The sequence below is a fragment of the Commensalibacter melissae genome (assembly GCF_009734185.1).
Lineage (GTDB): Bacteria > Pseudomonadota > Alphaproteobacteria > Acetobacterales > Acetobacteraceae > Commensalibacter > Commensalibacter melissae.
Genome location: NZ_CP046393.1, coordinates 1,793,401 through 1,817,854, shown reverse-complemented (window position 1 = coordinate 1,817,854; position 24,454 = coordinate 1,793,401). Strand labels below are relative to the sequence as shown.

20 protein-coding genes are annotated in these 24,454 nt (G+C 39.6%); 14 read left to right on the top strand and 6 right to left on the bottom strand.

The genetic code is table 11. The features are described from left to right. Positions 1-7: 7 nt before the first annotated feature. From GN303_RS08100 to GN303_RS08080, 5 genes are all read left to right on the top strand, one after another. Entirely contained in the window at positions 8-2,863 is a 2,856-nt protein-coding gene (locus GN303_RS08100; protein WP_110439079.1) for a 2-oxoglutarate dehydrogenase E1 component, read from the top strand. A 44-nt stretch (positions 2,864-2,907) separates the two neighbouring features. Next, positions 2,908-4,113, top strand: coding sequence for a 2-oxoglutarate dehydrogenase complex dihydrolipoyllysine-residue succinyltransferase (odhB, locus tag GN303_RS08095; RefSeq protein WP_110439078.1), 1,206 nt, complete (start codon positions 2,908-2,910; stop codon positions 4,111-4,113). Positions 4,114-4,158: 45 nt separating this feature from the next. Further along, a complete protein-coding gene (gene lpdA / locus GN303_RS08090; protein WP_110439077.1) occupies positions 4,159-5,883 on the top strand; it encodes a dihydrolipoyl dehydrogenase in 1,725 nt (574 codons plus the stop codon). An 82-nt stretch (positions 5,884-5,965) separates the two neighbouring features. Further along, positions 5,966-6,976: a L,D-transpeptidase gene (locus GN303_RS08085; RefSeq protein ID WP_146206666.1), complete on the top strand. Its 1,011-nt coding sequence runs from the start codon at positions 5,966-5,968 to the stop codon at positions 6,974-6,976. Positions 6,977-7,069: 93 nt separating this feature from the next. Then, the gene (locus GN303_RS08080; protein WP_110439075.1) at positions 7,070-7,297 is read left to right on the top strand and encodes a DUF3126 family protein; all 228 of its coding nucleotides are present in this window, start codon (positions 7,070-7,072) and stop codon (positions 7,295-7,297) included. Positions 7,298-7,308: 11 nt separating this feature from the next. Here GN303_RS08080 and GN303_RS08075 read toward each other — a convergent pair whose 3' ends face one another. Continuing rightward, a complete protein-coding gene (locus tag GN303_RS08075; RefSeq protein ID WP_158523886.1) occupies positions 7,309-7,839 on the bottom strand; it encodes a DUF2939 domain-containing protein in 531 nt (176 codons plus the stop codon). A 454-nt stretch (positions 7,840-8,293) separates the two neighbouring features. On the opposite strand from GN303_RS08075, the gene GN303_RS08070 reads away from it, so the two are divergent. Together GN303_RS08070 and pyk are read left to right on the top strand one after the other, a co-directional pair. After that, complete coding sequence (locus tag GN303_RS08070; RefSeq protein WP_158523885.1) at positions 8,294-8,974, top strand: SH3 domain-containing protein; 681 nt, start codon at positions 8,294-8,296, stop codon at positions 8,972-8,974. Positions 8,975-9,062: 88 nt separating this feature from the next. Then, a complete protein-coding gene (gene pyk / locus GN303_RS08065) occupies positions 9,063-10,508 on the top strand; it encodes a pyruvate kinase (protein ID WP_110439072.1) in 1,446 nt (481 codons plus the stop codon). Positions 10,509-10,539: 31 nt separating this feature from the next. On the opposite strand, the gene GN303_RS08060 is transcribed toward pyk, so the two are convergent. The 3 genes from GN303_RS08060 to GN303_RS08050 form a co-directional block, all read right to left on the bottom strand. Further along, the gene (locus GN303_RS08060) at positions 10,540-12,159 is read right to left on the bottom strand and encodes an ATP-binding response regulator (RefSeq protein WP_110439071.1); all 1,620 of its coding nucleotides are present in this window, start codon (positions 12,157-12,159) and stop codon (positions 10,540-10,542) included. 85 nt (positions 12,160-12,244) lie between these two features. Then, positions 12,245-13,147: a prephenate dehydrogenase/arogenate dehydrogenase family protein gene (locus tag GN303_RS08055; protein WP_110439070.1), complete on the bottom strand. Its 903-nt coding sequence runs from the start codon at positions 13,145-13,147 to the stop codon at positions 12,245-12,247. 39 nt (positions 13,148-13,186) lie between these two features. Continuing rightward, positions 13,187-14,239 carry a lysylphosphatidylglycerol synthase domain-containing protein gene (locus tag GN303_RS08050; RefSeq protein ID WP_158523884.1) on the bottom strand — a complete coding sequence of 351 codons (1,053 nt, stop codon included), beginning with the start codon at positions 14,237-14,239 and terminating at the stop codon, positions 13,187-13,189. A gap of 156 nt (positions 14,240-14,395) precedes the next feature. On the opposite strand from GN303_RS08050, the gene hpnA reads away from it, so the two are divergent. The 7 genes from hpnA (at position 14,396) to GN303_RS08015 (ending at position 22,598) form a co-directional block, all read left to right on the top strand. Further along, complete coding sequence (gene hpnA / locus GN303_RS08045; protein WP_110439068.1) at positions 14,396-15,388, top strand: hopanoid-associated sugar epimerase; 993 nt, start codon at positions 14,396-14,398, stop codon at positions 15,386-15,388. 49 nt (positions 15,389-15,437) lie between these two features. Further along, entirely contained in the window at positions 15,438-16,694 is a 1,257-nt protein-coding gene (locus tag GN303_RS08040) for a glycosyltransferase (protein WP_155567364.1), read from the top strand. A gap of 3 nt (positions 16,695-16,697) precedes the next feature. Then, entirely contained in the window at positions 16,698-17,585 is an 888-nt protein-coding gene (locus tag GN303_RS08035) for a squalene/phytoene synthase family protein (RefSeq protein WP_110439066.1), read from the top strand. 128 nt (positions 17,586-17,713) lie between these two features. Continuing rightward, complete coding sequence (gene hpnD, locus GN303_RS08030; RefSeq protein ID WP_110439065.1) at positions 17,714-18,589, top strand: presqualene diphosphate synthase HpnD; 876 nt, start codon at positions 17,714-17,716, stop codon at positions 18,587-18,589. Between the two features lie 11 nt (positions 18,590-18,600). After that, positions 18,601-19,890, top strand: a complete 1,290-nt coding sequence (hpnE, locus tag GN303_RS08025; protein WP_110439064.1) for a hydroxysqualene dehydroxylase HpnE — start codon at positions 18,601-18,603, stop codon at positions 19,888-19,890. 90 nt (positions 19,891-19,980) lie between these two features. After that, positions 19,981-21,945: a squalene--hopene cyclase gene (gene shc / locus GN303_RS08020; RefSeq protein ID WP_110439063.1), complete on the top strand. Its 1,965-nt coding sequence runs from the start codon at positions 19,981-19,983 to the stop codon at positions 21,943-21,945. Then, entirely contained in the window at positions 21,945-22,598 is a 654-nt protein-coding gene (locus tag GN303_RS08015; RefSeq protein WP_110439062.1) for a phosphorylase family protein, read from the top strand. The genes shc and GN303_RS08015 overlap by 1 nt, the downstream gene beginning before the upstream one ends. 64 nt (positions 22,599-22,662) lie before the next feature. On the opposite strand, the gene GN303_RS08010 is transcribed toward GN303_RS08015, so the two are convergent. Both GN303_RS08010 and GN303_RS08005 read right to left on the bottom strand, forming a co-directional pair. After that, positions 22,663-23,223, bottom strand: a complete 561-nt coding sequence (locus GN303_RS08010; protein ID WP_110439061.1) for an LOG family protein — start codon at positions 23,221-23,223, stop codon at positions 22,663-22,665. 24 nt (positions 23,224-23,247) lie between these two features. Next, positions 23,248-24,453, bottom strand: coding sequence for an MFS transporter (locus GN303_RS08005; protein WP_110439060.1), 1,206 nt, complete (start codon positions 24,451-24,453; stop codon positions 23,248-23,250). Position 24,454: the final 1 nt, after the last annotated feature.

Here is a 24,454-nt window from a genome sequence, read left to right as displayed (position 1 = left end):
AAATATTATGGCGATTGCTGATCAAATTGCCAGTGTATTCAGTGGATCGAATGCTGCGTATCTTGCGGAATTATATGCAAAGTGGAGGCAGGACGCTAATAGTGTTGACCCGTCATTTGCACAGATTTTTTCTGCGATGAATGATGATAAGACAGTTGTAATGGATGATGTAAGGGGACCTTCATGGGCCCCTCGCAAACCTGTAAAAATTGAATTGGAGCCCGATGACAAGCCCGCTTTGACGAAAGAGGGAAAAGTAACAGCCAAACAACTTTATCAGGCTGCGAATGACAGTCTGCGAGCCGTAGAGCTTATAAATGCATATCGAAGCTTTGGTCATTTTAATGCTGTATTGGATCCCTTGTCCATTCATAAGCCTACAGAGTGCAAGGAATTAAATCCTGAAACTTATGGATTTAAAAAAGAGGATTTGGATCGCCCAGTTTTTATGGGAGATGTTACTAAGAATTTCCTTCCAGGTGAAATTCATACTCTTGGTGAAGTCATTCCTGTATTAAGGCGGATTTATTGCAGTTCAATTGCCTGGGAATATACATATCTGCAAAATAGTGAACAACAGCAATGGTTTCGTGAAAAGGTTGAAAGTCAGAAAAACCATGTTCTAAATGCGGATGATAAGAAAACAATCTTACAGGAACTTGCAGAGGCTGTAGGGTTTGAAACTTTTTGTCAAAAACGTTACGTTGGTGTAAAGCGGTTTGGATTGGATGGCGGGGAATCACTTATTCCTGCCTTACGTACCCTTATTCGACATGCAGTAGCAAATTATGATATTCAATCTGTGGCGATGGGCATGGCACATCGTGGACGTTTAAATGTTTTAACCAATATCGTTGGCAAGTCTTTTCCTGCCTTATTTAGTGAATTTGCAGGAAAATCTTATAAATCTGACGATATTCCTGGTGTTGGAGATGTGAAATACCATCTTGGATATCGAAAACAGGTTCAAATGAATGGAAAGGATGTCGATCTTGTCCTGGAATTTAACCCGTCCCATCTTGAGGCGGCTGATCCTGTTGTAGAGGGAAGGGTTCGTGCCATGCAAGATGCTAATGGTCAGAAACATCTGGCTGTTTTAATGCATGGTGATGCTGCCTTTGCCGGACAGGGTGTGGTTTATGAAACTTTTGCCATGTCCAGGCTTCCCGGATATAAAACAAACGGGACAATTCACGTTGTTACAAATAACCAGATTGGATTTACCACATCTACAGAATATGGACATTCTGGATATTATTGTACAGATGTCGCTAAAGTTGCTAAAGCTCCCGTCATTCATGTCAACGGGGATGATCCTGAGGCTGTTGTTTCAGTCATGCGGCTTGCCGTTGATTATCGGGAACGTTTTGCAACGGATATCGTTGTTGATATTGTCTGTTATCGTCGATTTGGACATAATGAAACGGATGAACCGACATTTACCCAGCCAATCATGTATCAGGCTGTTCATAAACATAAGGATATTTATCAGCTTTATGCAGCGAAATTACAAGATGAAGGAGTGATTTCTGCTGTGGAAACGGAAAAATATTGGTCTGATTTCCAGAATTATTTACAAAAATCCTATGAAGAGGCTGATAATTATCATCCCGGAACTCCAGAATGGTTAAAAGGTGACTGGAAAAAAATGCAATGGCGTGGAAAAAATCGTAAAGATTTTTCCACGGCAGTTTCAATTGATGATTTAAAGCGGATTGGTAAAGCGATTAGCTCATACCAAGCAGGGTTTAATTGCCATCCGAAATTGGTTCGTCAACTTGAAGCTAAGGCCAAAATGTTTGAAACAGGAAAAGGGTTTGACTGGGCGACTGGTGAAGCCTTGGCCTTTGGTAGCCTTTTATTGGAGGGTCATCCGGTTCGTCTTTCCGGCGAAGACTGTCAACGGGGTACATTCAGTCATCGTAATGCAATGCTGTTTGACCAGAAGACGCAGCAACCTTATATTCCTTTAAATCATATTGCCACTGATCAAGCGAAATTGGACATCTATAATTCATTGCTGTCTGAATTTGCGGTTCTGGGATTTGAATACGGTTATTCTTGTGAAAATGCAAATGCCTTGGTCTTGTGGGAGGCTCAATTCGGTGATTTTGCCAATGGTGCACAGATTATCATTGACCAGTTTGTTTCGGCTGCTGAAAGTAAATGGCTCCAGCAATCGGGGTTGGTGCTTTTATTGCCACATGCCCAGGAAGGACAAGGGGCTGAACATTCATCTGCCCGACTTGAACGTTACTTGCAGCTAAGTGCAGAGGAAAATATGCAGGTTTGTAATTTTACAACTCCCGCAAACTATTTTCATGCCTTGCGTCGGCAGTTGAAACGGAATTATCGTCAACCGTTGGTTGTCATGTCCCCGAAATCTTTATTAAGACATCCTCTTGCACAATCAACATTGGCAGAATTTACGGATAAAACAGAATTTTTACAAGTTATTGATGAAATAGATGCCTCTGTAAATCATCAAAAAGTCAAACGAGTCGTATTCTGTTCAGGTAAGGTTTATTACGATTTGTTGATAGCTCGTCGTGAAGCCAAGAAAAATGATGTGGCTTTGGTTCGTGTCGAACAATTATATCCATTTCCAACCGATATTGTTAAGAAATTGATACAATCATATTCTGGGGCACAGGAATTTGTATGGTGCCAGGAAGAACCTCAGAACATGGGGGCATGGCAGTTTATTTCTGGTAAGATTGAAGCGATTGTGCAAACGGTTAAAAATAGTCCAATCAAAATTGAATATGCTGGGCGTACGGCTCAGGCAAGTCCTGCAGCAGGGTTGATGTCTGTTTATAAGGCAGGTCAGGAACAATTGGTTAAACAAGCCTTGAATTTATAAGAACTATATTGAGAAATAATAAGATTTAATTAGGAAAAACAAATATGTCCATTGAAATTAAAGTACCGCAATTAGGCGAAAGTATCAGTACGGCCACAGTTGCCAGGTGGTTAAAAAAACCTGGTGAGGTTGTGAATATGGATGAAGCGATTGTAGAGCTTGAAACAGATAAGGTCAGTGTAGAGGTTCCGTCGCCTAAAACAGGTGTGATGGGTGCACAGCTGGTACAAGAAGGGCAGGAGGTCAGTGTTGGGACCTTATTGACTGTATTGGAGGATGGGGCTTCGGTTATTGAATCAGCTCAATCCAAAAGTGTGTCTGTACAGGATGCTAAACAGGCAGAACCCTCGGTTTCAGTGGCTGCTGATAATAAGCCAGTTTCAATGCCGGCTGCCCGTAAAATGATGGAAGAAAAAAATATTACGGTTGATCAGGTGGCTGGTACGGGACGGGGTGGCCGGATTACACGGGATGATGTGGTACAATTTCTGGATCAAAAAGAAAATCCGGTCAAGGCATCTGGTCCTGTTGTGCCACGCCAGGATGATCCTCGTGAAGAGCGTGTCAAAATGACCCGGTTACGTCGTACGGTTGCACGTCGCCTTAAAGAAGCACAGGAAACAGCGGCAATGTTGACGACCTTTAATGAGGTTGACATGTCTGCCGTCATAAATATGCGGACCCTGTATAAGGAAGCCTTTAATAAGAAACATGAAGGTAGCCGTTTGGGATTTATGTCTTTTTTTGTAAAGGCAACTGTATCTGCCCTTCAGGAATATCCTGCAATCAATGCACAAATTGATGGTGAAGATATTATCTATCGTCATTTTGTGAATATGGGAATTGCGGTTGGTGGCCCAAATGGGCTGGTTGTTCCCGTGCTCAAAGATGCGGATCAAATGAGTTTTGCTCAGATTGAGGGGCAGATCATTGATTTTGCAAAACGTGCACGCAGTAATACGCTGAAATTAGCTGACCTTTCAGGGGGTACCTTCTCGATTACAAATGGGGGAATTTACGGCTCTCTGATGTCCACTCCAATTTTAAATATGCCGCAATCAGGAATTCTGGGGATGCACGCGATCAAAGAGCGTCCAGTTGCAGTCAATGGACAGGTTGTTATCCGTCCAATGATGTATCTTGCTCTTTCTTATGACCATCGTATCGTGGATGGTAAGGAAGCGGTCAGTTTCTTGGTTCATATCAAGGAACGTATTGAAAATCCAGAACGCTTGTTGTTGGATGTTTAAGGGGTCGTGTGAAATTTATTATAAAGGATAGGAAAGGTAAAAAACATGACCATAAATATTGTCGTACCTGTTTTGGGGGAAAGTATAACATCTGCTGTTGTTTCAAAATGGTTGAAACAGCCAGGCGATCAAGTTGCTGCGGATGAGGCGATTGTTGAGCTTGAAACGGATAAAGTAAATGTTGAAGTGCCGGCCCCCTCTGCGGGAATTGTCGGCAAACATGTTGTCGAAGCGGGCAGTGAGGTTTCAGTAGGTGCATTATTGGTGACATTGGAACCATTGGGAAAAGGAGAAACAGTTACAAGAAATGATATAAGAGTGTCATCTGTTTCGGGCTCAAATCCTGAGCAAAAACCAGTTGACGCTTCCGCGCCAGCAAGTGAATATGATTATGATGTTCTTGTAATTGGTGCGGGACCAGGAGGATATGTTGCCGCCATTCGTGCTGCACAACTGGGCATGAAAGTCGCATGTGTAGAAAAACGGAAAACATTGGGTGGAACATGCTTGAATGTTGGCTGCATCCCTTCAAAAGCTTTATTATATGCTTCCGAGCAATATGAAGCTGCCCGGCATCAATTTGAAAAATTGGGGGTTGTTGTTAAGAATGTCTCAGTTGATCTGAAAAAAATGCAGGAGCACAAACAGTCAGTCGTTGAGGCGAATGTTAATGGGATCGAGTTCTTATTCAAAAAGAATAAGGTAACGCGTATTGAGGGCGAGGCAACCATTGTTGCTGCAGGAAAAGTTTCCGTTAATGGGCAAGAGATTAGCGCGCGTTCCATTATCATTGCAACTGGCAGTGAGACGGCAGGATTGCCGGGAATTGAAATTGATGAAAAACAGGTTGTAAGTTCAACAGGAGCCTTGGCTCTTTCTGAAATACCTCGTCATATGGTCGTTATTGGTGGTGGTGTGATCGGGGTTGAACTTGGAAGTGTTTGGAAACGTTTAGGTGCCAGGGTTACTGTGGTTGAATACTTTGATCGGTTGGTGCCTGGTTTTGATCAGGAAATTTCATCTACATTAGCCCGTCTTTTGATCAAGCAAGGTTTTGAACTGAAACTGTCTCATAAAGTTAGTAAAATTGACAAGATGAATGGACAGCTTAAGATCGCAATTGAAGCCGCTCAAGGAGGGAATCAGGAAACTCTTGAGGCAGATGTAGTCTTGATGGCAGTTGGTCGCCGTCCTGTAACTGCAGGTCTGGGACTAGATAAAATTGGTGTGGAATTGGATGAAAGGGGAAGAATTAAAACAGACGCTCAATTCCAAACCAATATTCCGGGTATTTATGCGATTGGAGACGTGATAGCTGGTCCAATGTTGGCGCATAAAGCAGAAGAGGATGGTGTGGCAGCTATAGAATTCATTGCAGGTAAAAAGCCGCATGTTGATTACAATCTTGTTCCAGGTGTTGTTTATACAGAACCTGAGGTTGCCATGGTTGGTAAAACAGAAGAAGTATTGAAAAAAGAAAATGTAGCCTATACGGTTGGCAAATTTCCATTCAGCGCTAATGGTCGTGCCCGTGCAATGGGTAAAACAGACGGTTTTGTAAAAATTCTGGCCGATAAACATACCAACAGAATTTTGGGTGTTCATATGATTGGTCCAAATTGCAGTGAAATGATTGCAGAAGCCGTATTGGCAATGGCTTTTGGTGCTTCTGCCGAAGATATTGCCTTGACTTGTCATGCGCATCCCACCTTGTCCGAAGCGGTTAAAGAGGCGGCCTTGGCAACACAGAACCAGGCAATCCATATGTAAACTAAATTATTCTGTTTTTATTTGTAAAATATTATATATAATTAATGAATAATTGTAATATTTTACATAATAAGGAGAGAGGATGAAGCTTTATCGATTAAGGGTTTGCATATTATTGTGCTCTTTAATCTTTATTATGCAGCCTTTTGCTAAAACATCTCTCTCCTCTTTCAATGTTACTGATCAATTGAACTCTTTAAGACGACATTATTATTGTCCAATTGATGATCGTGATTTTTCTCCAATTATATATGACTGTTTTTCAAGTCTGACAGGAAATCAATGTCATATTGATTATACTCAGTTTGAAAATAAATTCTCGATCTTTGGTAATAATCATTTTGTCACTTTACCTCCTTTACCAGTCCTTGCGCCGGATAAGGCCTATTTAGAGGCCAGAAGGCTTCAGCGTTTATTAAGCAAGAATGTTCCCCGTGCACGAATTTATAGCAATAAACAAAATATGGAATGGATTAGACTGGCCAAAAAAGAAGTTGAAAAATCAGGTATTCTCTTGAAACGGGCGCAGATTTTAGTTGTGGTTGATCGCAATCCAAAGGTTCAAGCTTTATGTTTTGTGCTGGCGTTTCCTCAAGGCACGGATCAATGGATGGCATTTGGGGGAGGACATGTATCTACAGGAAAAAAAGGACGTAAATTATATTATGTCACACCGACAGGTGTATTCATGAATACTACGGAAAGGTTGGGATATCGCGCGTTGGGTACCAAGAATAAATTAGGGATTCGTGGTAACGGAACGAAAGGAATGCGAGTATGGGATTTTGGTTGGCAATGGGCCGAAAAAGGGTGGTTGCCTAATCATGTAAAAGGTCAGATTCGGTTGGAAATGCATGCAACAGATCCTGTATATTTGGAACCAAGACTGGGCAATTCTGCATCTGAAGGATGCGTTCGTATTTCTGCCCATATGAACCGTTTTATAGATCATTATGGTATCATAGATGTTTTATATGAGCAGGCTGCAAAACAGAATAAACGGTTTGAAGCTATTTTATCTAGAAATCGCCAGGTTACACCAATTGCTGGTGACCTGTTGGTTGTTGTTGATTCTTCAGAGAAAATTAAATGATAATTTCAAATAAAGAACTGGTAATTTGGTAAAGGGTTGGTTAACTAATATAGAATTATTTTCAATTTTCGATTTCAAGATAAGGTAAAGTCTATGAATATTACTGAAAAAGAAGGCAAGTCATTACAGTCATATTTACAGAAAAAATTAGGGAATAACAATTTGAAGGTTATTTTGCCTAAACGTCAGGGACAGCCTGTTGAATTATGTATTCAAGAGGGAAAAACACTTGAGTCAATTGGAACAGTTTATCGTGATGAGGATGAAGGTGAAATTTCTTATGCGATCTCAATGACAATATTAGAAGAAGATCTTGTATAATCAGAACTAGTCTATTTATTCTGTTGGAAAAGTTGGGCAATAACCTGATCAGGTAAAGATATGTTTGTAATTTTCCAACGCCATCTTTGTAATTTCATTGTCAGGCTTAAGGGTGGCATGTTTTCACCAGGAATGATAATTCTTGCGTGCATTGTAAAAGGCGAAGAAAAATAGATATGGCTCGACATATAAATTTGTAATGCATTCTTCTTATTTTTCAAAGAAGAGGATGATGGCAATGTAGGCGGGGATATATAATCAAGTAAAACATGTAAACTATTGTGATTGATATGATGATCAATAGCATTACTTATCGCTTCAGTCGCAAAAGACGTTCCAAAATCCGGTAATTCATCCAAGTCTTCTTTTGAGGGGCTGTGAAAATCCTGAGTGAGATATTTTTTTAAGTGATCTTGAATAGAATGCCAGTTCAAACTTTTGGTTAGATATTTAGTATCGTGGGTCTGTATCGCCTTAGAAATTGACCATAGGGTCAAATATGGATAAGCAACGTATATCGTACATAATACAATTATAACCATTAACCATTTTATATATAAAAACAGATTTTTTCTATATTTTTTTAGGGATATGTATAAAAAAGTCATATTCTTGTTATTTAACCTGTTTGAATAAGATTTATGGTAATATGTCTTTTGCCTTTTTGAAAGAAAGCATTGAATTTATTATAACATAATTATTATTTTATATTATAGTAACGATTTAATCCCTTGATTTATATTTGAAAGACAAGATAAAATGCAATGCGGTTTTTTAGATCATCTTATTAAAAAAAGCTTAAATTGTTTTTTATACATTTCATTTTTTATATCAATATTTTGTTTAAATATTTTATGTTTTTCCTCGACCGCTTTTACTCAGGAAAAAAATCAGCATAAACAGCTTGTTCATAAAAAAAGTATCAGGAAAAAAAGTCACCCAGTTTCTCACAAGAAAAAAAAGGTTCATATACAGGAAAACTCTCAGACTCAATCTGTGAATAATAATGAGGGGGGGGGCACAGCTGCAGCTGGAACAGCAGTGGGAGTCGCAACCGCTTCAGCGGCCGCAATCCCTGCTGCAAGCAGCATTCCATCTCAGGAACCAGAAAAGGGTTCTGTAACAGGTTTGCCTATTCCTCATTTTCTTTCTTTACGTGCGGATGTGGTGAACATGCGAGCAGGTCCTGGAACCCGTTATCCTATTATCATGATTTATCACAGACGTCATATGCCAGTAAAAATTCTTAGGGAATTTGATGTCTGGCGTCTTATTGAGGACGTGGATGGACAAAAAGGATGGATCCAGCAGGCTATTTTATCCAGAGAGCGTTTTTTCATTACAACTGGAATGCCGCTCAGTGTCATGGATGATAAAGATAAATTACAAGACGAAACAAAAGAGAAATCAGAAGTAAAAAGCACAGACAGCTATATTTCAGAATATGTATCCAAAACACAAAATTCCCAATTATCGGGTCAGGGTATTATTGTAAGAACTGTTCCACAAGAGTCGGCTGATCCAGTTGCGATTTTGAAACCCGGAGTTGTTGGAAGTATAAAAGAATGCCAACCCAACGCCAGTTGGTGTAAAGTTAAAATTAATACCTATATAGGATGGATACCAAGATCAAATATCTGGGGCTTGCTTCCCCAGGAAATTATCCAACCTCATTAATTTTCTTATTGAATAATGATATATAGGAATAAAGAATTCAAATTTGATACGTTTGAATTCACAATTAAAAATGTAAGGAACTAATATTATGAAAGATAAATCATTAATCTTAAGAGATCGTCGGGCAAAAATTGTATCAACTTTGGGACCCGCTTCCTCAACAAAAGAAATGATCAAGGCTTTGTTTTTGGCCGGGGTTGATGTTTTTCGTTTGAATTTTTCCCATGGTACACATGAGGATCATGCAGAACGATATCGTATTATCCGTGAAATCGAAGAGGAAACAGGTAAGGTTATTGGTATTTTGGCCGATATTCAGGGACCTAAACTGCGCGTAGGGAATTTTGCAAATGGTAAGGTCACTCTAAAAAATGGAGCAATTTTTCGTTTAGATTTAGATCCGGCATTAGGTGATGAACATCGTGTCTGTTTACCTCACAAAGAGATTATCCAAAGTGCAAAGCCAGGGGCAAGATTATTGCTTGATGACGGTAAGTTACGTTTAACGGTTCGGAATGTTGGTGCAGATTATTTGGAAACCGAAGTTACCGTCGGCGGTGTTTTATCTGATCATAAAGGTGTGAATGTTCCTGATATGGTTTTGCCCATTCCAGCATTGACAGAAAAAGATCATAAAGATTTACGTTTTGCATTGGATCTGGGTGTTGATTTTATCGGGCTTTCCTTTGTTCAGCGTCCAGAGGATGTTCAGGAAGCCAAGGCTATTTCCAATGGTAGAGCCTGGATTATCACTAAAATGGAAAAACCACAAGCAATTGAAAATCTTGATTCAATTCTTGAAGTTACGGATGGTGTAATGGTTGCCCGTGGTGATCTTGGTGTTGAAATGCCTCCTGAAGAGGTGCCCTTAGTTCAAATTCAGATTATTCGCAAGGCACGCAGTCTTGGTAAACCAGTGATTGTGGCCACTCAGATGTTGGAAAGCATGATTTCATCACCAACACCTACCCGTGCTGAAGCTTCTGATGTTGCAACTGCTGTATTGGAGGGCGCTGATGCGGTCATGTTGTCTGCTGAAAGTGCGGCAGGTCAATATCCGAAAGAAGCAGTTTCCATTATGAACCGTATTATTACTCGGGTTGAAAAAGATAAAGAGTGGACAAAATTAATGGAAGCCACGCGTGAACAGCCTCAACGTAATATTGCTGATGCTATTGTTGCTGCTGCCCAGAAAATTTGTGCGACTTTGTCTGCACCCGCTGTTGTTGCCTATACGCATAAGGGAACAACTGCCCTGCGCATGTCGAGAGAACGTCCAAACAGTATGATTTTCAGTCTAACGCCAAGTGTTGAGGTGGCTCGTAGGTTGGCATTGGTGTGGGGTATTCATCCATGTACAACAAATGAGGCTTGCATACCTTCTTGTACTGTTGAACATATTGTTGATGAAGCCCGTAAAACGACGCAAGAACACAATATTGTCAAAAAGGGTGACCAAATTGTTGTTGTTGCTGGTGTTCCTTTTGGTCAGACAGGCAGCACGAATTTGATTCGTGTTACGGAAATCAACTAGTATTTTAATAAAAATAAAATAATTCAATTTTTTAATACGGGAAATTCTTTTCCCGTATTTTTTTTATTGTTTCAATTTGATCGGCAAGAAGAGAATACGTTATCGGTTGTCGAATAATAAAATTTTTCTCGTCTGTAAAATCGGATAAATTTACAAAGTTCTTTTCATAACCGGTAATGAAAAGAATTAGTAGATCTGGATAATTGTTGTGAAGTGTTGAAATTATATTTTGATTATTGAATTGCTGTAATATCCTGGTATCAATAGTGATAAAATCGAAATTTGAGCTATTGTTTAGTAATGTTGTTGCTTCTGGATAAGTTTTAACCATGGTCGCTGTATAACCAAGATCTTCAAATGCCTCGCCTAAAAGTGTACGAAGATGGTAATCTTGTGAAATAATTAATGTTTTATAGCATAATTGCCGGGTATCATTTGTGAAAAAATTTTCCACAACCAAAGGGCGTCGATATCGTGGAAGATATAAATCAATAATAGTGCCTTCCATATACCTGGAATGCAGCTTTAAATATCCGCGTGACTGTCTGGTAAAACCATAAGCCATTGAAAGGCCGAGTCCGGCTCTTTTTCCCAAGGGTTTGGTTGTAAAAAATGGATCTGTAACACGGTCAATATATTCAGGCTTGATGCCTTTACCATTATCCTTTATACTTATTTTTACGTAGTCATCAGGTTTAATGGAAAGCTGATTGGCAAGAGTATGGTCAATAGATAAATTTTTACTGGATATATTTATTCTTCCTGTCAGGGATTGTATCGCTTCACAAGCATTTGTAAAAATATTGATCAGTGCGGTTTTAAATTGTTCTGGATCGCAAAAAACAGGCCAAATATCTTGACTCAAAGAAAAATCAAGAAAAATGGTTTTATCTGAATTCTTATGAAGTATGTTTTGAAAAACATCAGTCAGAATTTGAATGATGTGATTAGGGTTCGTAACGTGCGGAATGAGAGTTTGCCTTCTTGAGAAGGAAAGAAGCTGATTTGTAATGACTGAGGCTTGGGATGCCGCTTGTTGGGCAGCGTTGATATAAGTGGGTAATTTTTCCAGTTTTTTTTGTTGAATTCGCAATTCCATTAATTCCAGATTTCCAATTATTCCTCCAAGCAGAGTGTTGAAATCATGAGCTATGCCACCGATTAAATGCTCGATTGATTCTGTTTCTGGTTTTTTGTGATCGGTTATATTTGTAATGATTCCAAGGATACCGCTTATTTTATTATATTCATTATGAACAGGATTAAAGGTAATGGTAATTTTTTGTAAGGGATGAGAGGATGAATTTTTGGCGTGCTGCTGTTGAAATGTGTAACTGAAGGATTCTCCTTGATAAACAAGTTTGATAATTTTATTGAAATTCTTGTTCTGTTCTGGCCAAACCTCCAGTAGAGGACGCCCCAAAAGGGCAGGATGTTTAAAATCAATAAAGGGAATGTAGGCTTCATTATAAAACGTGATATACTTTTCTCCCCAAAAAAGAATCATGGGAAGTGAAGAATTCATTAACAGGGAAATCGTTGTATGTAATGTGGACGGCCAATTTTTTTGTTCTCCCAGCGTTGTGTGTTTCCATTCAAATGTATTCATCAGTTTTTGAATCGATGGGAGTTTTGATGGCAATACGTTCATTTTATGATTATCTTATTTTAGGGTGCTGAGGAAAAAGCCGATAAATTAAAATAAGATATCTTAATGAATAAGACCAATAAAATGATTATGCTTGCTTATTATTGATAAGGGATTTACGAATTTCCCGTCCTTTTTTAATTGTTTTTACAATATAGTCCTCATCTTGCCAGCGAATCGCTTTTGCCATTGCCTGGGCATCTTCGGTAAAGCGAGCCAGCATTTCCAGAATGGCTTCACGGTTATTGAGAAAAATATCCTTCCACATAATTGGATCAGATGCTGCAATCCGTGTAAAATCCCTAAATCCGGATGCCGCATAATCCAATACCTCGGAACGTGTTTCATCGGCCAGACTATCTGCTGTATTGCAGATAGTAAAGGCAAGTAGATGTGGCAAATGACTTACAATTGCGCAGATTTTATCATGATGTCTTATATCAAGAATGCGCGTATTCGCCCCCATGGCCTGCCAGAATCGCTCGATCTTATAAACGCTTTCTTTTCCGGTTGAGGTGGTGGGCGTTATCAGGCACCAACGATTTTCAAACAGAGATTCAAAACCAGCATCAGGACCGGAAAATTCTGTTCCGGCCATGGGATGCGCTGGAACAAAGGAAATATCAGAAGTTAGATAGGGAGTAATGGCGGCGATGACAGAAGCCTTGGTGGATCCTGTATCGGTAAGAATGGCTCCTTTTTTCATATGTGGAATAATTTGTTTGGCAACTTCTTGCATGGCACCAACAGGTATTGCGAGGATGACGCAATCTGCATTTTTAACTGACTCAACAGGGTCTGAACTGACTTTGTTGGCGATTTTTAATTTCTTAACGCGATAACAAACTTCAGGGTGATTATCAACAGCAACCGTATATTCTGAAATAGTGGGATCTTTTTGAATGCGTCGAAGAATTGAAGAACCGATTAATCCCGGGCCAATGACGGTGATATTTTTAAAAATTGGAATTGATGTAATTTTATTGGTCATAATGTTAATTTGTTTACTTGAAATTATTCAGAAGAGGGATCAACAATTTTTTTTATTTTTTGAATATTTATTCAAATAATGAATTTCAGTAATTTGCCATAATAGAAGGGTTGGCACCCCAATTAAAATATCTCTGGCCCTGCGCAAGAGAGAGAGGCTGAAGGATAAATGGGGATCAATGCCAAATATACTGCCTAAAAGAACGTATGCGCCTTCTTGTATACCAACACTAGCGGGAACAAGAAACCCGATGGAAAGGGCAACACATACAAAAGCCTCGATAATAACGGCCTCCTGAATGTTGATTGAAGCTCCCAGGAATTTATAACAAAGCCATGTTCCAACTGCACCAGCCAACCAGCCTATTAAATGGATAATACAGCTTAACAGAACATTTTTTGGATTCGACCAGATTTGATTGATTGAATTTTGAAAGGAATCTGCATTGGCATTAACTTGATCTTCCCATTGTTGGGCAATATTTTTGCTGAGAAAATTGACAAGTTTTTTAATTAAGGCGCTTCCTTGTCGTTGAGACCAAATAAGGGAAATGCTGCCTATCAACAGAAAAAAAATTCCAATGATGATAAACCATTTAAGATTGAGTTTGGTGCCGGGAACGGTAATATTTTGTAAGGTCTCATGATATTGTCCAATTATCAGGAAGCATATGCCAACAATGATAAAAACAATTTGTCCAAGTGTCTCGGTGGTAATATCAACGATATTCGAGCTGACGGCATGGGCAATTGAAAGATCTTTAGGGTTTTTAATATAACGGTAACCTTTAAAACATACGGCGCGGATACTTAAAAGAATTCCGCCGACTTGTGAAAAAGGTAGACAGGTTGCCGCAGATTCCCGTAAGAAACGGGCCCATATCAAGCGCAGCATGCCTATATCAGGACAGATGACATGCCAGGCATAACTTAGTAAAAGAATGACAATAACCTGCCATGAAGAAAGAATGAGTAATCCTTTTATTCCTACCGAGGAAAAAGATTGAACAATACTGTCCATACCAACCCAGACAGCTCCGCCAATGAGAAGGGTAAGTCCGAGAAAGAACAAAATAATTGAGATTTTTTTCAAAACAAACCGTATGTTATTTTATTAGAAAGTTATTTTATATTATTAAATTATTTGCATACTAGTTAGAAATAGAGCTAATTACAATACACGTTCCTACGTATCTTAGTTATTGATTTGCAAAACTTAAAAAATATAAACATGATGAATGAGGTCGAGATGGTCGCACCAACGTTTGTGACAGGAGCAACAGGCTTTGTAGGTTCTGCCGTAGCCCGCAATTTAATTGCCCATGGACATCAACTTAAATTATTGGTTCGGGCGAATAGTAATCGTCAAAATGTGCATGGATTGGAGGCTGAATTGGTCGAGGGGGATCTGGCTAATCCCACAAGTTTTGCCGATGCGTTGCAAGGGTGTCGATATCTTTTTCATGTGGCAGCTGATTATCGGTTATGGGTACCGGATCCTAACAGAATGATGTATATTAATGTCGAAGGCACACGTCAGCTGATGCTGGCCGCAATGGAAGCCGGCATTGAAAAAATTGTTTACTGTTCTTCTGTGGCAGCCCTTGGATTGGTTGGGGACGGCAGTGTTGCTGATGAAACAACACCTGTTCATCATATAATTGGTGCTTATAAACAGTCCAAATATCAGGCTGAACAGGCTGTGTTGGAGCTTGTAAAAAACAAAAAATTGCCGGCGGTGATTGTTAATCCCTCTACCCCCATTGGTCCTGGCGATATAAAACCCACTCCTACGGGAAAAATGATTTTGGACTGTGCCTCTGGAAAAATGCCCGCTTATGTTGATACAGGCTTGAATATTGTGCATGTTGATGATGTTGCCAATGGGCATCGGTTGGCTTTGGAAAAGGGACGTATTGGTGAAAAATATATTTTAGGTGGTGAAAATATGTTATTACGGGAACTCTTTTCAATTGTCGCTGAAATTGCTGGTGTAAAACCTCCCTTAATAAGACTTAATCAGAAGGTTTTGTGGCCGGCAGCTATTATTTCGGAGTGGTTGGCTCGTACATTTAATATAGAGCCACGGGTTACGCGTGAAATGCTGATGATGTCTTATAAAAAAATGTTTTTCTCTTCTGCCAAGGCAGAAAGGGAACTCGGTTATACATTCAGGCCTGCAAAAGAGGCCTTGAAAGATTCCCTGTTATGGTTTTGGAAGCAAGGATATCTTAAACAATAAAATAATTTAAAGACTTGAAATTTAAGATGAATATAAATGGTGCAATATTATGTTAGTATTGGCAGGTGTTTCTTTTGCAATCTGGATAGGATTAATTTTTTTTCATGGTCGTTTTTGGAGTAGGGGACCGATTTTATATCCTCTATCTCGGGAAGAGCAAAAGAAGCAGGATTGTTGGCCAGAATTGCATGTTATTGTCCCGGCACGTGATGAGGCGGAAACAATCGAGAACGTCATTTTATCCTTGTTAAATCAGGATTATGCTGGACGGTATGATGTTACATTGGTTAATGATGGAAGTACTGATGGAACCGGAACACTGGTCAGGAAACTGAGGGAGACCTTGTCGGAAGATCAACGTGAAAAACTACAAATTGTTGATGCATCTTTTCGTCCCGATGGATGGAGTGGTAAATTGTGGGCCTTGTCACAAGGAATAACAAAGGTTACTCAACAGAGGTCAATGAAAAATTCTTTTTTCTTTTTTACTGATGCCGATATTTTTCATGAACCGACTCATCTTTCCTCTTTGGTAAATAAGGCTTTACGGGATAATTTGAATTTAGTATCCGAAATGGTAAAGCTTCGTTGTGAAAGTTTTTTTGAAAAAGCCTTGATTCCAGCCTTTATTTTTTTCTTTTGTATGCTTTATCCCTTTTCAAGGGTGAATAAGGCTTCGAGCACTGTTGCGGCAGGGGCGGGCGGAACAGTTTTAATTCGAAAAGAGGCCTTGGATCGGATTGGTGGTATTGCAGCGCTGAAAGATGCATTGATTGATGATGTAACCTTGGCATCTTTGGTTAAAAGAAATTGTGGAAAAATTTATCTGGGACATAGTTCTCAAGCTGTTTCATTAAGGCCTTATGAATCTGTTGAATCCATTTGGAACATGATTACACGTTCTGCTTATGTTCAGTTGAATTATTCATTGGTTTGGTTAATGGTAACCATTATCTTGATGACGCTGATTTGGTTCACGCCTTTTTTACAGGTTGTTTTTTCCCAGGGACGTGTGCAGCAACTGGCATTTATTACCTATATGATGTCAATTTTGTCATTTGTTCCGACCTTATCTCGTTTTCAAATTTCCTATTTATGGATTTTGGTTTTACCATTTATTGCTTTGTTCTATTTGTTTGCGACAATTGGTTCAGCAATTAATTATTACCGGGGGAAGGGAATGGTCTGGAAAGGCAGGGCTTATACAGACAATTCCGGTACAGCTCATGAACAGGAAACCGGTATGGGTTTAGGAGATCTGGTTTCAGTACGGAATGGGCACAAAAATGCAAAACAGAAGGATTAATTTATGCGTTCAGTGAATAATCATTGTGATCTGTATGATTTTTCAATTTGGGGGAATGAAGATGTTTCTTCTGGCAAGGGGGCAAAAGATGAGAATTTTCCAGTAGGATCTTTATTGATTAGCCGTAAATTGAGACCTCATGTACAGGCATATTATAATTTCGCAAGGGTTATTGATGATATCGCTGATTCCGAAATGTTAAGTTCGGAAGAAAAAGTTAAACGATTGAATGGAATGCAGGCTGTTTTATGTGATGATGTGCCGGCACCCGATCGGGCTGATGTCCAGGCTGCAAGATATTTACGTAACAGTTTGTTGGAAACGGGTGTATCTTTTGACACTGCAACGGATTTATTGATTGCATTTCGTCAGGATGCAGTAAAAAATAGGTATGAAACTTTTGCCGAGCTTCTCGAATATTGTCGATATTCTGCCAATCCTGTTGGTCATTATCTACTTGATCTTCATAAGGAAAATGCTGATATAAGACCAGCTGCAGATGCGTTATGCACCTCTTTACAAATTCTTAATCATTTGCAGGATTGTAGGGCTGACCTCATTCGTCTTGATCGATGTTATATCCCGTTGGATATGCTGCGTGCAGAAAATGTTGACGTGCAGGCGGTTAAAGACGAGGGAACAATAAGCGGATTAAGGAATGTATTTGATTATATTCTTGACTATATTGATGATTTAAACAGGGAAGCTGAACAATTAATACGATTGACGTCCAATCGACGGTTAAGAATGGAGAGTTCTGTAATTCTTACGCTTGCATGTTCCTTGACTGAGCATTTGAGAAAAGAGGATCCATTGGCAACAAGAGTGAAACTGAATTATAAGGATGCGATCAAGGCTGTTCTATATGCTTGTCCACATATTTTAAGATAATAGTCCTGAAAAAGATAAATTATTGATATAGGGTAATAGATTATCCTATTATTTAATTTGCTAATTTTTGTTTTCTTGCTTAAAACTGTCTTAATTTATTTTTAACTATGGAAAGGTCCGATCAAATTATGCAAAAGCCGCTAGCTGAAACTGCACAGATAATGGGATGTAGCGAGCTTGATTTGATCTTTGTCGAGGCAATCGTTCGTCATGCCAAGACATCTTTTGCCGCAGGCATGAAAATGTTATCCCCTGAACGTCGTTACAGTATGTTCGCCTTGTACAGTTTTTGTCGTATTGTTGATGATATTGCGGACGATATGGGTGAACCTGAGGTTAAACAGAAACAATTGCAGAAATGGCGCGATAAAATTGAGCTTCTGTATAATGGAAAGGCTGATGGTTCCGTTGAGAATGTATTGCTGGGCTCAATTCAACAGTTTGGATTGAGGAAGGAAGATTTTCTTGCCATTATTGATGGTATGGAAATGGATGTATTAAATCCTGTTATTGCTCCTGATGAAGCCAATCTCGATTTATATTGTGATCGGGTCGCTTCGGCAGTGGGTCGTTTGGCAATCCGGATTTTTGGGGATTCATCAGAAGCGGCTGAAAAAGTCGCTTATCATTTGGGTCGGGCACTACAGATAACAAATATTTTGCGCGATCTAGAGGAAGATATCGAACGAGGGCGCTTGTATTTACCGAAAGAATTGTTGGAACGTTTTCATATTTCCCTGATTCCTGAACGATGTATGCAGAATCCCTCAATTCAAGAAGTTTGCAATATTATGTCATATCGTGCCCTGGATCATTTTCATTCTGCTGCGAACTATATGAAACAATGTAAAGTTGATGCCATTCGGCCTGCAAAAATTATGGCAGCTACTTATCGCTTTTTATTGGGTAAACAAAAAAAATTGGGGTGGAAAAAACCTTTTAAAAGAGCATCCTTATCGACAGGGGAAAAAGTTATTGTTGGTATGGTTGGATTGATGGTATAGCGTTCAATAATATGGCAAAGAAACATATTCATATTATTGGTGGGGGGTTGGCTGGCTTGTCTGCCGCTGTCTTTTTATCTTCAAGGACAGATGCGCAAATCGCGCTTTATGAAGGAAGTCCAACATTTGGTGGGCGAGCCCGTTCTTTTTATGATTCAAAATTGGATCGTTTGATCGATAACGGTAATCATTTAATTCTTTCTGGAAATGATGCCGTTTTTGATTATTTGAACAAAATAGATTCCATGAATAGTCTGACCAGTTCAGGAATTCCCCTATTTCCCTTTTTTGATCTTGATGAAAACAAACATTGGGATGTTAGTTTATCAAATGGAAGATTTCCTTGGTGGCTATTTAGTAAAAACCGTCGGGTTCCAGGTTTTAAACTTCCTGAATTGATGGCTTTGTGGCATTTAATTAAGGCCAATCATAGTCAAACTGTTGCCGATTGTTTGGTAAATGGTGAATTTTCCCGCCGTCTTCTGAAACCGTTTGCCATTTCTGTTTTGAATACTTCTTGTGAGGTTGGTAGCGCAATTTTACTAGGTTCTGTTGTGCGTCAGTCTTTGTTAAAGGGAGGAAAGGCCTGTGTTCCTTATTTTCCAAAGAAGGGATTGTCAGAAACCTTTGTAAAACCGGCTTTATCTCTGATAAAATTGCAAGGTGGCAAAATTCATGCGACATCTCGCCTTTCTGAATTGCATCGGCAAGACGGATATGTTGATTATTTTATCGTGAATAATGAAAAAATAGAACTTAATTCAGAGGACCAGGTTATTCTTGCGGTTAATCCTTATACGGCAAGACAGGTTTTATCTCCAATTTTACCTGACATTCCCTTGCCAGATGAATTTGAAAGTATATTGAATCTTCATTATAAAGTTGATTTTGCCTTGCAAATGAAGGGGAGTGTCGAAAAGGCAAGGTTCATCGGTGTTATTGGTGGAATTAGTGAATGGATTTTTGTTAAAGACGGGGTGATTTCGGTAACTGTAAGTGCCGCCAATCGTTTTACGGGGTCTGATCCTGAAAATTTATCAAAATTAATTTGGCAGGAAATCAGGAAAACCCTTGAACCTTTCCTTTTTTCCCCTTTGCCTGAATACGTACCGTCCTATCGTCTGTTGTGGGAAAAAAGGGCCAGTTTTGCTGCAACGATAGAACAAAATAAACGTCGTCCTTCCTGTTATACGATATGTCCAAACCTGTTTTTGGCAGGAGACTGGACCGCTACAGGTCTTCCTTCAACAATTGAGGGGGCTATCCGTTCGGGATATAAGGCGGCTCAGGCTATTTTATAGCTTATAAACTCGGGATAATTAAGGTTAGATTTTTTATCAAAATTCAAATAGTAATGGTTTATTTATAATAAAATAAGGAAATATTCAATTATGCTAGATCATACTGGTGATTTGGGAAAGGGAATAGATAATGACGATTTGGACGCAGCAATTTCTCGAGCACAGCATGTATTAACTGAACATCAGAATGAAGATGGACATTGGGTATTTGAACTGGAGGCGGATGCAACTATTCCTGCTGAATATGTATTGTTGGAACATTTTCTGAATCGTATAGACCGGGATTTGGAAAATAAAATTGGCGTTTACTTGCGCCGTATCCAAGGGGATCATGGTGGATGGCCTCTTTATTATCAAGGAAAATTTGATCTTTCGGCTTCCGTAAAGGCTTATTTTGCTTTAAAGGCTATTGGGGATGATATTGATGCACCCCATATGAAACGTGCCAGAGAGGCCATTCTTGCGCATGGCGGTGCGGAAAGAACCAATGTTTTCACACGTATTCAAATGGCGTTGTTTGGTGAGGTTCCATGGCATGCCACTCCTGCAATGCCGATTGAATTGATGCTGATGCCCAAGAAAGCATTGTTTTCCATTTGGAATATGTCATATTGGTCCAGAACAGTTGTTGTTCCTTTATTGATTCTGGCCGCTTTGAAACCCAAGGCGATTAACCCTCGTAATATTCATATTCAGGAATTATTTGTAACTCCGCCTGATCAGGTCAGCGATTGGATTAAGGGTCCGTTCCGGTCTTATTGGGGACATGTCTTTAAAGGACTGGATAAAGTTGTAAGACCTGCTGAAAAATATATTCCATCTGTTTTACGAAAAAAATCCATTCAGAAAGCATTGGAATTCGTTGATGAACGATTGAATGGAGAAGACGGGCTGGGAGCAATTTACCCAGCCATGGCAAATTCTGTGATGGCATATCATGCGTTGGGAATTGCCGATGATGATCCACGCGCTGCGATTGCCTGGCGTTCTGTGAAAAAATTATTGATTGAGACGGATACAGAAGCTTATTGTCAACCTTGTGTTTCACCTATTTGGGATACTGCCTTGACTGGACATGCCGTAATTGAAACCATAAGTCATAATCGAGCAGTGGATCGAGAGGTAACTTCACAAAAATTGGCGAAAAGTTTGAAATGGCTGAAAGATCGCCAGATTTTGGATGTAAAGGGAGATTGGATTATTAATTCTCCCGAAACAGCTCCTGGAGGATGGGCATTTCAATATAGAAATGATTATTATCCAGATGTTGATGATACGGCTGTTGTCGGTATGTTGCTACATCGTGATGGTAATCCGGATCATGCAGAATCAATTGAACGTGCCCGTCAGTGGATAATTGGCATGCAGAGCTCGAATGGTGGTTGGGGGGCCTTTGATATCGACAATAATAAAATGATCCTGAATCATATCCCTTTTGCTGATCATGGCGCTTTGCTGGATCCTCCTACGGCTGATGTAACGGCGCGTTGTGTTTCTTTCCTGGCACAGCTTAATTATCCCGAAGATAAAGCGGTAATCGATAAGGCAATTCAATATTTACGTTCTGAACAGGAAGATGCAGGTTGCTGGTTCGGGCGTTGGGGAACGAATTATATTTATGGAACATGGTCGGTTTTATGCGCCTTAAATGCAGCTGGAATTTCTCATGAAGATCCAATGGTAAAACGTGCGGTTAAATGGTTACTTTATGTACAGAGACCAGAGGGAGGATGGGGTGAAGATGAAGCCTCCTATGAGGATGCGCCAAAAGGCGTTTATAATCAAGGCATGCCTTCTCAGACTGCCTGGGCATTACTCGGATTAATGGCAGCGGGACAAGTCAAACACCCAGCGGTGCAAAAAGGGATGGCCTGGCTGATGAGCGCCCAGAAAGAAAATGGTCACTGGGAAGAAAATCCTTATAATGCCGTGGGATTTCCAAAAGTGTTTTATCTTCGTTATCATGGATATAAACAGTTTTTTCCTTTATTGGCCTTATCACGTTTTCGCAATCTTCAAGCGAGTAACAGTGGAAAAGTCGAGGTTGGGTTTTAATGATATACAACCGCCTTGGTATTTTGGTTGGAATGGATTTTGAGGCAAGATTAGCCTCAACTTTAGCTCCTGCTGCTGTTGAAACGAGCGGGGCGAACTATCTGGGTGCAAAAAAGGCCCTTGAGCGATTGTCGGTGGAAAAAATTGATTCAATCGTATCTTTTGGATTTGCTGCCGGTTTGGATCCCGTTATTAAGGCAGGTACAATATTATTGTCGCATAGTGTAGTTGCCGAGAATAGGGAATATCATGCGGATGCCGAATTAAGGACCTGGTTGGGGGCGGAAAAATCAGAAGTCAAGCTCGGAAGTTTATTGCATAGCAATGAAATTGTAACCTCTGCCCAAAAAAAAGAAAGGCTTTTTAAAGATTCGGCCTGTTTGGCAGTTGATATGGAAAGTGGTTTGGTTGCGCAGTTTGCTCAGGAGAAACATATTCCGTTTGCTGTTTTACGTGTTGTATGTGATACGGCAAGTCGGAATCTTCCACCTCTTGTTTCTTCAGTCTTGACACAGGATGGCAAGTTGAATTTTTCCAGGATTGCCGGAAGTCTGTTAACCTGTCCATTTCAGATTAAGGATTTGTTTGGCGTGGGTATGGATATGACTCGAGCATACTGGCATTTAAAACGGTATCTTGCCAATTTTCATTAGAAAATATTGTATAATATGTGAAATCCCTGTTACAGAATTTTATGGTAACAGGAATATTTATTTTCTAGAATTTCATCTGTTTTTTCAAAGATTCTATTGCTGAAGGTACATCAGGAACAACTTCAAAAAGTTTCAACAGGGACTTATCAGCAAATCCCTGTTTGATGGTATTGTTTAATTGATCATGAATGCCCCTAGCCCAATTATCGACATTTACAATGATGATCGGTTTATTATGGAGCTTTAGATAGCGCCAAGTAAGTATTTCAAAGAATTCGTCAAAAGTCCCGATACTTCCAGGCATAATCAGATAGGCATCTCCTTCGTCATAAAGAATCTTTTTTCTGGAATGCATATCTTCGGTAACTGTTAAATCATTTACACGAGAATGTTGTCCCTCTTTTTTGATAAGGAATTGCGGGATAATACCTTTGACGGATCCACCAAGGTCAATCATGGTATTTGATATTATTCCCATCAATCCCACACTGCCACCGCCAAAGACAAGTCGTAATTGATTGTGAACAAAATGGCTTGCCAATTCTTTTGCCGCCTGAATGTAGATGGATTTGTTTCCGCATTTTGAACCGCAGAAAACGGTAATTGAGTAATTGTAATGAGTCATGAAATTTTCTTTAATATATCATCGTTAAATAGAGGATTTTTTATTCTGATAATATAGCCCATAGGTTAACAGAACACTACAAAAAGCAAAAAAACTGGCTGACAAATAAAGATAATCATATCCAAGATGACTTTGGATTAGACCCAGTAGGGGACCGGAAATAAAAAGGGCCATATCCAGAAATAAAGAAAATGAGGCAAGAGCCGCCCCTTTATTTTCACTACTGACTTTTGATATGGCAATAACACCCAAGGCTGGATAGATGAGTGAAAAACCACATCCTGTCAAGGCCGCTCCGATATATGCACCAATTATTGAGGTTTGTGTGGCAAGCAGAAGAAGACCAACGGTTTCTGTAATTAGGGAGATGATAGAGACAATATAACCACCATATTTTAAAAGTGAATTTTTGAAAATAAATCGGATCATGACAAAGGAAACGCCAAAAATTGTCAAGGCAATGGCAGATCCTGTCCAGTGGTTGCTAATAAAATATAAGGCAATGAAAGTTTGAATACTGCCAAATCCGATAGTTGATAAACCAAGACAGCAGCCGTAAGTTGAAATTCGTTTGAAAACCTTGGTAAAAGGTAAACGTCTAGCGGTTGGAACGGGAATGATGGCTGGATAGGTTGATGCTAGAAGCATTGATGCTGAAGCCAGAATGACAGTAAGAATAGAAAATCCAGATAACCCTCCAATAAAACCGATGGGTTGTGAAGCAAGATAAACCCCTAAGGGGGCACCAATAGCCATGCCGCCATAAGTGGTTACGCCATTCCATGATATGACATGGGTTGCGTTTTCAATTCCTACTCTGCCGATATTCCAGACATTAACACCTGTTGATGCCCAGCTTTCTGAAATACCCATGCAAAAGCGGCCTAGAAGGATGATTATTAATGCCATAAGAGGTTGATGGATAAACAATAAAGCCAAAATTGTTAAAAGTCCCCCGCATGCACTAATTCCCAAACCTATAATGACTGCACTTTTGGCTCCTTTGGTATCCAGCCATTGACCTGCCCCCGGGCGACTTATAAAGGTGGCAAGATAGGCTGCGGAAACAGCAATTCCGGCAATTATACTATTATATCCGAGTTGTCTGTGAACAAATACAGGTATTGTAGCCAAAGGCATACCGATATTTATGAAACATACAAGATTAAAAATGGCCGCGGCAAGAATCTTTAATGTAATGGGTTTTGGTTTCAGATAGGATAAAATCATT